We start from the raw sequence: 12,792 nt of genomic DNA on the forward strand, positions 1-12,792 counted from the left end.
TAACTTTCGATGACGTCGCTTTATTGGCCCTATTGGCTGGCCCACTACTACAGCTTTCTGGAGATCTCGACCATCGTGGTCGCGGTGCTGATCCTGATCTCCAGCCTGGACGATCTTTTCATTGACCTGTGGTACTGGTCTCGCCGCCTGTTTCGCAAGTTCACCGTGGACCGAAAATACCGGCCGCTGACCGCCGAGCAATTGATGGCCCGGGATGAACAGCCGCTGGCAATCATGGTCCCGGCCTGGCTGGAATACGACGTCATTGCGCCGATGATCGAGAACATGGTGTCGACCCTGGATTACCAGAACTATGTGGTCTTCGTCGGCACCTACATCAACGACCAGCGCACCATCGATGAAGTGGAGCGCATGCGTCGGCGTTACAAGCAGTTGCATCGCGTGGAAGTCCCGCATGCCGGGCCGACCTGCAAGGCCGACTGCCTGAACTGGGTGATCCAGGCGATCTTCCTGCACGAGAAAACCCATGGCATGACCTTCGCCGGCGTGGTGCTGCACGACAGCGAAGACGTGTTGCATCCCATGGAACTGCGTCTGTTCAATTACTTGCTGCCGCGCAAGGACATGATCCAGTTGCCAGTGGTGTCGTTGGAGCGCAACTGGTACGAGTGGGTGGCCGGCACCTACATGGACGAATTCGCCGAATGGCACGGCAAAGATCTGGTGGTGCGTGAAAGCATGACCGACACCGTGCCGTCCGCCGGGGTCGGCACCTGTTTCTCCCATCGCGCCCTGCAAGTGCTGGCCGGGGAAACCAACAACCAGCCGTTCAACACTGACAGTCTCACCGAGGACTATGACGTCGGCGCTCGCTTGGCCAAGGTCGGCATGAATGCGATTTTTGTGCGCTTTCCGGTGCAGTTTCGCGTGTTGCGCAAATCATGGTTTCGCAAGCCGTACGAATCGACCCTGAAGATGCCGTTGTGTGTGCGCGAATTCTTTCCCGATACCTTCCGCACCGCGTTCCGCCAGAAAGCCCGCTGGACGCTGGGCATCGGCCTGCAAGGCTGGGAACAAATGGGCTGGAACGGTTCGCTGGCCAACCGGTATCTGCTGTTTCGTGACCGCAAAGGCGTGGTGACGGCGTTCGTCAGCATCATCGCCTATGTGATTCTGGTGCAACTGCTGGGCCTGATCATTTTGCGCCAGAGCGGCCTGTGGGACGTGAGCTTCCCGACGCCGTTCGACACCAACGGCTTCATCAAATACTTGCTGCTGGCCAACGGTATCGCGCTGGCCTGGCGCATCGCCCACCGCTGCTATTTCACCACCGTGCTGTATGGCTGGCAGCATGGCTTGCTGTCGATCCCGCGCATGGTTGTCGGCAACTTCGTCAACTTCATGGCCGCGTCACGGGCCTGGCGCATGTTCCTGGTCGGTAAGGTGATGAACCGCAAACTGGTGTGGGACAAAACCATGCACGACTTCCCGTCCACCGACCTGGTCGCCATCGCACCGCGCAAGTTGGGCAGTGTGTTGCTGTCCTGGCAGGCGATCAACGACGCCGACCTGCAAAGCGCCCTCGCCGAACAGGAAATCCGGCACATGCCATTGGGGCGGATCTTGCTCAGCAACGGCTGGCTGGACGACGAGACGCTGGCGGAAGCCATCGCCTTTCAGAACGACCTGCCGCGGGTGTTCGATGTGGCCGCCAAGGCGCAGGATTCGAACCTGACGCTGGACGATGAATTCGCCCTGCGTTGGCGTGTAGTGCCACTCGGTCGCAATGCTGAAGGTCGCCCGCAAATCGCCGTGGCCAGCCCGTTGCCGGTTGAAGGTTTGCAACAGGTCAGCGATGAACTGGGCAGCGAGCCGGTGCAACTGATTGCCCGGGAAAGCGAAATTGTCGCGCAATTGCGTCAACTGAACGTGCGTGATGGCCAATCCGTGCCGGATGCCCGTGCGCCGCTACTGGGCGATCTGTTGATTGAAATGGGCCTGCTGGATCGCGAGGTGTTCAACCGCGTCATGTTGAAGTACCGACCTCAGCACCACGGACGCATCGGCGACTATCTGGTCGACAGCGGCGTGCTGCCCCGCTCCACCATCGAAAAGGCCGTGGCACGTCAACACAGCCACTACCCTGCGGAGCTTCCGGCATGAATCGCCCCTTTCTGACCCTCATGGCCACGGGGCTGAGTCTGATTGCCGTCGCGGTTCACGCCGAGACACTGCCGCTGCCATTGACCGGCCCCGCCTATGTCACAGCGAACGAGGCGTACAGCGCCTACGAGCGCAAAGACTACGATGTGGCGATCGCCAAAGCTCGCGAAGCCTTGCGTCAACGAGCCGATATCACCCGCTTGAATACGTTGATTGCCCTGGCTCAGCGCGACAAGGAATTGCGAGATCATCCCAAGCGTTACCCTCAGTCACGTCAGGCGCCAGGCTTCGGCGCTGCGGCCCAGGCCTTCAAGGCCTATGATCGCGATGACTTCGGCGCAGCGGCTCAGGCCGCACGCAAAGCCATCGCTCAGGCGCCCAAACGCATGGATTATCGGTTGCTGCTAATCGAGTCCTTGCAACGCCAGCAACAACTGCAAGAGGCGGATCAGGCCACCACCCAGGCGTTGGCCGTGTTCCCGGACGACGATACGTTACTGATGCGCCGCGAAGCGATTCGGCGTCAACTCGCGGCGCCGCTGGCGGTCGAGGGTTATCGCGCGCTGGAGCAAGGCCAAGTACCACTGGCCGTGGACCGGGCCCGAAAAGCCGTGGCCTGGGCTCCGGAAATCGGCGCCAATCAGCAACTGCTGATCAGTGCCCTGCTCGCCGCCAAGGATTATCGAGGCGCCGAGCTGGCCGCATCAGGCGCATTGGCGCAGGACGACGGGGAAATCGCACCGTGGATTCTGCGCAGTTACGCCCTTGATCGTCAGGGTAAAACCCAGGCGGCCCAGGCGGACCTGAATCACGCTCTGGCCATCGAGGGTCTTCTGGAAGCGGAAACCCGCGACATTCGTTTCTTCGCCGCCGACGCTGCCTTGGCCCACGGCGAGCCGCAGCAGGCGCTCGATCATCTGCAGCCATTGGCCGACGATGACAGCGGCGAAGTGGCTCGCCGACGCACCGCCGCCCGCCTGGCGCTGCGGCAGAAAAAAAACGGTCTGAATGCCGTTGCGCACTTTCCCGCACCGGCCTTGAACTGTCAGGAAACCGCCTTCGGCCTGGTCTGTGATATCTGGCCCGGCAATCAGCGCGATGGTGGAACCGACATGGCCGGCCAAGCCTACGCGGCCTTGGCCCGCAAGGACGCTGCAACAGCGGTTGCCCTGGCGCAACAAGCCATCGACCGCGCGCCGCAAAATCCTGCATACCGGCGCCTGTTGGTCAGTGCCCTGAGCGAGCAAAAACAAGTGCCTGAAGCCATTGCGGCGGCCAGTGACGGCCTCAAGTTCACGGGCGACGACGCCCGGTTGCTGGCCCAGCGTGGACGTCTGCGTCAACAATCGGGCAATGATGCCGGGGCGCGCAAGGATTTTACCCAGGCCCTCGCGGTGGGCAGCCTGCCCGCGTACGAAGAGGCCAGTCTGTATGCCGCCATCGGCCAGCGCCGGACCGCGCGCGAACGGTTGCAACTAGCGCGGGACACCGGCGAACTGGAGTCGATGAGTGATCTGCAAATCGCTTATTTGTCGGTCCAGGCCGGCGACGATGACGGCGCCCTCGGGTCGTTCCGCAAGGCCGATGCCGATACCCGGCTGACGCCGACGGCCACTCAGGATGCGGCCTACACCGCGATGCGCGCCAATGAAGACGAGCAAGCCGTCGCCTACTTCAAGCGAGTCATCGACGCGCAAGCCTCAGGCGACCTGGACATGCCCTCACAGCAACTGTTCGACACCCGCCGCGCGGTGGGTGATGTCTCGCGCAGAATCGGTTTGACCAGCACCACCAGTTATCGCGGCAACAATTCCAGCAGTGGCCTGAGTTCAGCGCCAAGCGGCGGCAGCAGCAGCAATGACAGTCTGCAAAACAGCACCGAGCTGTCCTGGCGCCCGCTGGGCTATCGCAACGCACGTTTTGTCGAACTCTACGGCCGCGTCACCGACACGCTGTGGAGCAAGAACGGCGATTCGGATACCGGTTTCGATGCGCTGCAAGGCGCCGTGGGGGTGCGGGTCAAACCGTTCACCTCGCTGAATGTGATGGCCGCCGTCGAACGCACATTCCCGTTGGGATCCTCGGACGTCGATGGCGACTGGCTGGTGCGCCTGGGTTATGGCTCAAGCGTCGGCACTGATCTGCGGGTCGATGCGTCCAGTTGGTGGACCTCGCAGTTCTTCGCTGAAGCCGGTCACTACATCAACGACTCGCGGGACTACTTCAACAGCGAATGGCAGGTCGGTCGCAGCTACGCCATTGGTGGCGCAGGTTCGCGCTGGGTGAGTTTCCCCCATGTCGTCGCCGCGTTCGACTACGACTCCAAGATGAACAGCGGGACCGATGCCGACGGCAGCGACGACTCATCATCGGGCAAGGCCGGTGGCGTTGGTGTCGGTAATAACGTGCGCTACTGGTTCCGCGAAGATGCCTACAACGCCCCCCGTTCCTACGTGGATTTTTCCCTGCAGTACCGCGTGAAGGTGCTGGGCGATGACCGGGCTCAGGGCGTATTCGGTCGCCTGACTTATTCCTATTGAGGACTTGCATGAACATTCGAATCTGTTTGTGGCTGGGGGCTGGTCTGCTCTCGACCGGCGCTCACGCGGCCCCTGAAATCGCCCAGCTGTACGCGCCGAAATTGCCCGAAGGCTCGGCGTGGGTGCGGGTGGTCAATCCGTCCGACACCGCGATGCAGGTTCAGGTGGGCCAAGGCGCCAGTTTTACACTGTCCGCCCAGAACGAGGTGGCCAGCCCTTTCCAGATCGTGGACTCGCGTCAGCCGCTGCAACTGAGCGTTAATGGCCGCGAGATAAAGGGCCTGAGCGCACCGAAAAGTGCGTGGGTCACGCTCATTCTCGACAAGGACCCGGCACTCGCGCCACGCCTGGTCATCGACCCGCCGCTGCGTGGCAAAGACCTGCGCGCCGAACTCAACCTCTATAACCTGAGCAGCGGGTGTGAAAAGGCTGAAGTCAAACTTGCCAATGGAGCCCCGGTCTTCAAACAACTGCCGTTCAACGGACAGGCCCAGCGCACGATCAATCCGGTGCAGGCGACGCTGGTTGCCAGTTGCGATCAGAACAGCAGCCTCCCGATGAAGCTGGCGCCTTTCAAGGCGGGCGATCGCTACAGCCTGTTCCTGATCGGCTCTCGCCAGGCGCCGCGCCTGATTGGCCTTGTCGACCAGAGCGCGCCATGAACCCCGCATTCCACTCCAAACGTTTTGTCCGCCGATTACCGATGTCCACCCTGATTACCGGCCTGCTGTCGGGCCTGTTGAGCACCGGCGTGCAAGCGGCCTCGGCGGTGATCACCGGCGACGACGGCTGGCTGTTCCCGGCCTGGGAAAGTCTGAGCAAGGTCGACAACCCCGGCACCGCCCGCAATATCGCGTTGGTGAAACAACTTCAGCAGCAACTGGAGCGCAAACACATCGGGTTGATCGTGCTGGTGGTGCCGATGAAAGCGCCGTTCTACGCCCAACGTTTGCCCGCCGCTCAGCCGCTGAGTCCTGCCGTGATCCAGCGCTATGAACAGGTGCAGAACGACCTGACCCGAGCGGGACTGACCACGCTGAACATCAAGCCGATTCTGCAACGAACCGAACAAGGCAAACAGACCGCGTTTTATCGCGCCGACTACCACTGGACCGCCTGGAGCGCCGAAAACACCGCAGACGCCACGGCGAAGCTGATTACCGAGCGTTACCGCCTGCAGGGCGATCCCGGTGGTGGCGCCGCGCTCGGCCAGTGGTTCGACCGCCGCGCATTCGGCGATCTGGCGAGCAACTTTCTGCCGGCGGTGAAGCGCAAGGCGATTGGCCGGGACATCTACACCGTTCGCCATCAGGCAGAAAAAGATTTGTTGATCGACGATGCACCAGCACCGGTGCAGGTCATCGGCAACAGCTTTGTCCAGCCGTACCTGGGCTTTACGCAGAAGCTTTCCAATGCGCTGGACCGCCCCGTCGCGCTGACCTGGAATCCCGGCGACGTCGGCCCATGGGCTACGCTGCTGCAATATCTGGAATCGGCGGATTTTGCCCAACATCGGGCGCAAGTGATCGTCTGGCAATTCAATGAAGGCCAGTTCCATCTCGGCCCTGACGCGGCAGGCAACTGGAATGCCAAGGGCGTCACCTCGCTGAGCCAATGGCATCTGCGCATCAACAAGGTACTTCCGTGAACATTTTCGGCTACACAGTCAGTCGTGCGACCCTGGCCGGTCTTTTGTTTACCGTCACCCTCGGTGCAGGGACCGGCACGCTCTACATGACGAACAAGCCTCTGGACCCAGGCATTGTCGGCATCGTCTGGCAGCCGGACAACAAGACGGTCGGCATCAACGGCCATTGGGAAAAACTCGGCGCTCGCGAACTGCTGGTGCAATGGACTGTCGTCGACGACCAGGCTTTCATCGCCGGTACGGGCCTGCCGAGCGTGCCGGTCATGCCCGATTGGGCACGCATCGCCAAGGCGCCTTGGGCGCAGGATGTGATCCTCGGCCTGGCGGGCTACTTCAGCGAAAATCGTTCGCGGGACAACATCGAGCAATTGGCCAAGGCGTCGGAGCGCATTGCCAGACTGCCGACGCCGTTACATGTCACCGGCTGGTATTTCCCTGCCGAAGTCGACCCCAGCTGGACCCGCGCCAAAGAGCTGCCCGCCCTGCTCGCCAAGCTGCCGCGTCCGTTGTGGATCAGCGTCTACGACGGCGCCAATATTGGCCCCGCCGCCACCGCCGACTGGCTCAAACAGTGGCTGCCGAATGACATTGGCGTGTTCTTCCAGGACGGCGTCGGTGTCTACGCCCGCACCGCCCCCGTCGCCAGAACCTACGCCGATGCCTTGCGCAAACGCCTGGGCAAAGATCGTGTGCGAATCATCGTCGAAGCCTTCCGCCCCAACTTCGGTGGCGGATTCCGCTCCGCCACCGCCGCCGAGCTCAAAAAGCAATTGGCGGCCTATGACGGTTATCCGCTCTACCTGTTTGACGGGCCGCACTATGTGACGCCTGAGTTGGTGGAACAATTGGGACGATAACGTATCGCGCCGCTTCGACATTGCAGGAGGTTTCTTGCTCGCACTCACTCAAAGCGCGATGCCATTGCCTGCGCCTGCCACAGCGCCTTGAAGGGACCGTCGCGTTTGAGCAAGTCTTCAGGAATGCCGTCCTCGACAATCTGCCCGTCGTGAAGAACGATGACCCGGTCAAAACTCGACAAGGTCGATAGGCGATGCGCAATAGCGACCACCGTACGACCACGCATCAGAGCCGTCAGTGCCGTGCGGATGACCGACTCCGTCTGCGAGTCAAGCGCTGACGTGGCTTCGTCCAGCACCAGAATCGGTGCGTTTTTCAGAAACGCCCGTGCCAGGCCAAGACGTTGACGCTGCCCGCCCGACAGCATGGCGCCGCGCTCTCCGATCAACGTGCCGTAACCGTGGGGCAAGGCGCGGATAAACACATCGCAATAGGCTTGTTTGGCGGCGTCCATGACTTCCTGGTCGGTGGCTTTCGGCTGGCCGTAAGCGATGTTCTCGAAGATGCTTCGATTGAACAGCGCCGCTTCCTGCGGCACCACGGCAATCTGCCGGCGCAGACTGTCCTGACTGACGGTGCGAATGTCGCGGTCGTCGATCAGGACGATGCCGCTGCGCACATCATCCAGGCGTTGCAGCAAATTGATCAGGGTCGATTTGCCTGCGCCGGAGGAACCGACCACGCCCACTGTTTGCCCCGCCGGAATGTCCAGGAACAAGTGCTTGAACACCTCGCGGCCATCGGGGTAGCTGTAGCTGACGTCGATGAATTTAATCGCGCCGCGTGGAGCCTGCATTTCCTCCGGCTCGTCGGACAAGGCATGGGGCTGGACGATGATGCGCAAAGTCTCGGCGATGTCCCCGAGTTGCTGCGAGGTGTCGACCAGCGCCAGGGCCAGATCCCGTGAGCCGTGCAAGATGCGAAACGTCAGCGCGCTGATCATCACCACATCGCCCGCCGTGATGCCGGCCTCACGCCAGAGGCTGATCGCCCAGATCAGCATCCCGCCGGCCATCAACGACAGGAAAATATCGTGCAGCACGCGTGCCTTTTCCAGGTAGATCCAGCTGCGTCGCTGGGCCTTGGCCTCGACGCCGATGGCGCGCTCCAGCCTTTGCCGTTCGCGGTTGCGGGCGGAGAAAGCCTTAATCGTCCAGACATTGGAGACCAGATCGACAATCTCGCCACCGACCCGCGCTGATTGCGAAGCAAAATCGATGTGCCGTTTGCGCCCGCGAATACCGAAAAAAGTGATCAGCAGGCCAACAACAAACACACAGCCAATCAATGCACCGGCCATACCGATGCTCACCGTGGACAGCACGATCACCGCACCGACAAAATCGACGCACGGCGGAATGATCTTCCACGCCAACCCACCGTAAATCGAACCGGCTGCCGCGCCCGCCGACGATATCCGGTTGGCCAGCGCGCCAGCGAAATGCTGGGAGAAATAACGCATGGGATGGCCCGTCAGGTGACTGAACAGGTCGACACGCAAATCCGCGCAACTGGCGACCACCGTGCGACACCCGAGCCAGCCACCCAGCCGCCAGAAGATGTTTTCCAGCACGATCAAACCGATGAACAGACTGAACGGAAACCAGATGTGCGCACTGGCCCGATCCCCCAGGGTCATGACATCCACCAGCAACTTCATCCCGTACTGCACAGCAACCGCACAACTGGCCGCACCGACGACCAGAAACAGCATCCCGCCAAAATGCAACGGGCGCCGACGCACGTAACGCCAAAGGAACGCGATCGGTTGGTCCGGTAAGGACTGCTCTTCGTCTTCCTCTTCACGTTCCATGGGAGTCAGTACCAAAAGGGGTTTCGGCGCGGGGTCGGCTGAACCGTTGCGTCAGCTGTTGCATCGCCACTCCCACCGGGTGGCACGGCGCGCGTCGCCCTTCGCCATCGGCATAACCGAACAGGCCGGCCGGGCAATACCGATCATTGTCCCAGCCGGGATAGTCGAGGATGGGGTACCAGCAGATGCCCTCGATCGGCACGCCACGGAGCATCGCCAGCTCGACTTGATCGCTGATATACGCCAGCCACGGGACACGTTCATCGCCTTCGGCACCGGTTTCCGAGAGAAACATGGGGCGCCTGTAGCGTTGATGCACTTCGCTGAGCATGCCGGCCAGCGGTCGGTATTCGCGAGCGCCTTGCGGGATTTTCGGGCCGTTGAGAATCCACTGATTATGCGGGTAGTAATTGACCCCGAGGATGTCCAGATTGGACTCCTGCCCGCCCAAGCCTGGCCACTGTCGACCGGTCAGCAAATCCCAAGCATCGAACTGGGACTGGCGATAATCCTCGGCGGCGTTGACCTGGTCCACACGGTGAGAACCGGCGATGACATTGATCAGCGGTTCGCATTGCACAAACCGCGCTGTCGGTGCTTGCTCACGGATGGCTGCGATGGCCGCAATGCTTGCGCGCACCAATTGATGCTTGAGCTCCAGTCCCCGCCCGTGCGCCGACGGATTGAAATACCCGACAGCACCACCCGCCCAGCTCCAGAATGAGATTTCGTTGAGCGGTGAGTAAAAGGGTAAATCGATCCCCTCATCCCGCACCAGCCGGGCGACCGCCGCACAGAATCTGGCAAACCGCTCGACGAACGCCGGCCGCCAGATATCCAGATCGTCGGGATACCCGTAATGGCACAGGTCCCAGATCACCTGCAAATTGCAGTCCCGGGCAGCGCGAAGCATCGGCAGGAAACTGCTCCAGTCGTACTGGCCCGGACGCGTCTCGATCAAGTGCCAGCGCAAGCCGTCGCGGATACTGCGAATGCCCGTCGCCGCCAGTTGCCGGTAATCACTCTGCACCCAAAGGGCATGGCCAGTGCTGGCAGACAGATCGAGGCGTCGCCCGTCACTGCGGCGATGGGAGGAGCATTCGTAGCCGGCCAACAGAAAGCTGTCGAACGTGCCCGGAGATTTCATAACGTACGGACCTAACCAGAGGTTACAACCGGCGTGCCGGTGGTCACGATTGCACTCCACCGGCGGAAACATTCGCGTCGACGGCAGCTTCGGCAATGCGCTGATAAAGTGCCAATGCCTGACCCACTACCTGATCCATGTTGTAGTACTTGTACGTCCCCAGCCGACCGAGAAAGGTCACGTTCGGCGTACGGTCGGCCAAGACTTTGTAACGCTTGTACAGCTCAGCGTTTTCCAGACGCGGGACCGGGTAGTACGGATCGCCTTCGGCACATGGAAATTCATAGCTGATGCTAGTCTGCGGATGCACTTGCCCGGTCAGGTGCTTGTATTCGGTAATACGCGTATAGGGCACCGCTTCGTCGGGATAGTTGACCACTGACACCGGTTGGAACTGCGGCTGGCCGATAGTCTCGTGTTGAAATTTCAATGATCGATACGGCAACTTGCCAAAGCAGTAGTCGTAATACTCATCAATCGGACCGCTGTACACCAGATGGCCGTAACTCACCCGATCACGTACGTCGGTAAAGTCGGCGCCGAGCAGGATGTCGATGTTCGGATGGTCGAGCATGCGCTCGAACATTCGCGTGTAGCCTTCAAGCGGCATCATTTGATAGGTGTCGCCGAAGTAACGGTCGTCGTTGTTAGTGCGTGTCGGCACGCGGGAGGTAACGGATTTGTCGAGTTCCGACGGATCGAGGCCCCACTGTTTTCGTGTGTAACCGCGAAAAAAAATCTCGTAGAGTTCGCGACCGACCTGATTGACCACTACATCTTCCGAAGTGCGAATGGTCTCCACCGGTTCCGCACGGCGAGTCAGAAACTCGGCGGCTTGCGACTCTGTCATGTTCAACCCGTACAAGGTGTTCAGCGTGGTCAGGTTGATCGGAATGGGTATGAGATGCTCGGCGACCTGCGCCAGCACGCGGTGCTCGTAGGGACGCCACTTTGTGAACCTCGACAGGTATTGCACGATGCGTTCGGCATTAGTGTGGAAAATGTGCGGCCCATAACGATGAACCATGATGCCCGCCTCGTTGTAATGATCGTAGGCATTGCCGCCAATATGCTCGCGACGATCGATCAGCAGGACTCGCTTACCGAGCCCGGCGGTCAGGCGTTCAGCCAGGACGCTGCCGGCAAACCCGGCGCCCACGATCAAGTAATCGTATGTATCCGCGAAGGAGCCAGAGAGGGCAGATTCAAGCGTTATCTGAGGCATTCGATTTGCTCCTTCATCACCGCGCAAGTCTTGTCCCAGGACATGCCGTCGAGCACGGCATCGACACGATGGGCGAATGCCGCCGGATCTTGATCGTCATTGAGAATGCTCTCGATGGCGGCAATGAACTCAACGACCGACGCAGCAATTTTCACCACGCCGCTGTCGCCATAAACCCTGACCACATCCGCAATGGGCGTCGATACAACGGGACATCCGCCCGCCAGGTATTCGGGTGTTTTGGTCGGGCTGATGAAACGTGTCGATTCATTGAGGGCAAACGGCATCAAGGCAACATCCCAACCGGCCAGATACGCTGGCAACTGCGAGTAATCCTTACTGCCCAGGTAATGGATGTTGGGATAGCGCGGCAGTGCCGCCGGATCGATTTTCACCACGGGGCCGATCAACACGAGCTGCCATTGCGGCCGCCGGCGGGCAAGTTCGCTTACCAGTGCAATGTCGAATCGTTCATCGATAACGCCGAAGAATCCAAGACGTGGATAGCCGATGCCGGCTTGATCCATAGGCTGTGGCAAAGACTGTCGCGCGGCACCGAAGTGCTCAAGGTCGACGCTGCTAGGAATGGGATGCGCATTGCCGTGGAGCTTGCGTTTGGCCTCCCAAAGGCTGAAACCGCCTGTGAAGACCACGTCAGCCCGCTGCATCAGCCTGCGTTCATTTTCCACCAGTTTATTGGGTGCCCCCTTGAAAGCCGACAGTTCGTCCATGCAATCAAAAATCGTGACCTGACCTTTTAGGTGAGAGGTGAAATCAAGGCTCATCGGCGTGAAATACCACAGCAGCAAAGGCAGCGGAGCCTGAATCGCCAGGTAATCGTCGAGCAATCGGCGCTGGGCAGTATTGGTTTGCCGAGGGTCGAGGCCCGCGGGCAAATGCGGCACTAGTACCGTCACACCGTCCGCAGGTTGGGTATGCTCCAGCCAGGGCTCGTCGATTGCGTCATGCACAGGCTCTTCGAAAAAAAACACGTCGTAGTCTTTTGCGAGGCGAGACATCACATGTTGCGGCCTCTGATAAACAAATCCCCAGCGCAAGTGAGACAGGCATAACAGAACAGGACGCTGAGATTGAGCAGGATGTGTTTCAGCGTCAAAACAGGTGGGGGTCAACAGCGAGTCGGGTTGCTCTATCAGGTTCATAATAATTTCCTTTCGGTCGTTACCAAAACAGAATTCAAAGCACATTGACGACTTGGCTTCGAAGCCAACTCATGCGGACACATCGCGTTGAGGGATGTCCTGTTTTGCTCGCTTCTAAGGCGTTGGAGATATGACATATCAAGGGCGTTCAATCGCGTTCCATCTAAGCCGATGAAGGGCATGTAACGCGAGCGAACACTCTGAACTATCCTGCAGCTTCGTTCCCGGAAAGGGTCGCTGTATTGGCGGGAAAATGACCAATCGTTTTAACGGC

At 60.2% G+C, this 12,792-nt stretch carries 9 protein-coding genes; 5 read left to right on the forward strand and 4 right to left on the reverse strand.

The genetic code is table 11. From position 1 onward, the window contains the following. The first annotated feature begins 9 nt into the window (after positions 1-9). Genes ACYZT9_RS15455 through ACYZT9_RS15475 form a run of 5 tightly spaced genes read left to right on the forward strand, consistent with a single transcriptional unit; the run spans position 10 to position 7,169 of the window. Positions 10-2,124: a glycosyl transferase family protein gene (locus ACYZT9_RS15455; protein WP_462006295.1), complete on the forward strand. Its 2,115-nt coding sequence runs from the start codon at positions 10-12 to the stop codon at positions 2,122-2,124. Next, entirely contained in the window at positions 2,121-4,664 is a 2,544-nt protein-coding gene (locus tag ACYZT9_RS15460) for an NfrA family protein (protein ID WP_462006296.1), read from the forward strand. The genes ACYZT9_RS15455 and ACYZT9_RS15460 overlap by 4 nt, the downstream gene beginning before the upstream one ends. 8 nt (positions 4,665-4,672) lie before the next feature. Further along, on the forward strand, positions 4,673-5,326 hold the full coding sequence (locus ACYZT9_RS15465) for an alginate O-acetyltransferase AlgF (RefSeq protein WP_462006297.1): 654 nt from the start codon (positions 4,673-4,675) through the stop codon (positions 5,324-5,326). Continuing rightward, on the forward strand, positions 5,323-6,312 hold the full coding sequence (locus tag ACYZT9_RS15470) for an alginate O-acetyltransferase AlgX-related protein (RefSeq protein ID WP_462006298.1): 990 nt from the start codon (positions 5,323-5,325) through the stop codon (positions 6,310-6,312). The genes ACYZT9_RS15465 and ACYZT9_RS15470 overlap by 4 nt, the downstream gene beginning before the upstream one ends. Beyond that, a complete protein-coding gene (locus ACYZT9_RS15475; RefSeq protein ID WP_462006299.1) occupies positions 6,309-7,169 on the forward strand; it encodes an alpha-amylase family protein in 861 nt (286 codons plus the stop codon). Before ACYZT9_RS15470 ends, ACYZT9_RS15475 begins: the two co-directional genes overlap by 4 nt. A 44-nt stretch (positions 7,170-7,213) precedes the next feature. On the opposite strand, the gene ACYZT9_RS15480 is transcribed toward ACYZT9_RS15475, so the two are convergent. Genes ACYZT9_RS15480 through ACYZT9_RS15495 form a run of 4 tightly spaced genes read right to left on the reverse strand, consistent with a single transcriptional unit; the run spans position 7,214 to position 12,518 of the window. Beyond that, on the reverse strand, positions 7,214-8,983 hold the full coding sequence (locus ACYZT9_RS15480) for an ABC transporter ATP-binding protein (protein ID WP_462006300.1): 1,770 nt from the start codon (positions 8,981-8,983) through the stop codon (positions 7,214-7,216). Continuing rightward, positions 8,973-10,130, reverse strand: a complete 1,158-nt coding sequence (locus ACYZT9_RS15485; RefSeq protein WP_462006301.1) for a beta-glucosidase — start codon at positions 10,128-10,130, stop codon at positions 8,973-8,975. Before ACYZT9_RS15485 ends, ACYZT9_RS15480 begins: the two co-directional genes overlap by 11 nt. 43 nt (positions 10,131-10,173) lie before the next feature. Further along, a complete protein-coding gene (gene glf / locus ACYZT9_RS15490) occupies positions 10,174-11,355 on the reverse strand; it encodes a UDP-galactopyranose mutase (RefSeq protein WP_462006302.1) in 1,182 nt (393 codons plus the stop codon). Continuing rightward, positions 11,343-12,518 (reverse strand): glycosyltransferase family 1 protein, encoded by a 1,176-nt coding sequence (locus ACYZT9_RS15495; protein WP_462006303.1) that lies wholly within the window; start codon positions 12,516-12,518, stop codon positions 11,343-11,345. The genes glf and ACYZT9_RS15495 overlap by 13 nt, the downstream gene beginning before the upstream one ends. Positions 12,519-12,792: the final 274 nt, after the last annotated feature.

The sequence above is a fragment of the Pseudomonas sp. ZT5P21 genome, assembly GCF_054897785.1.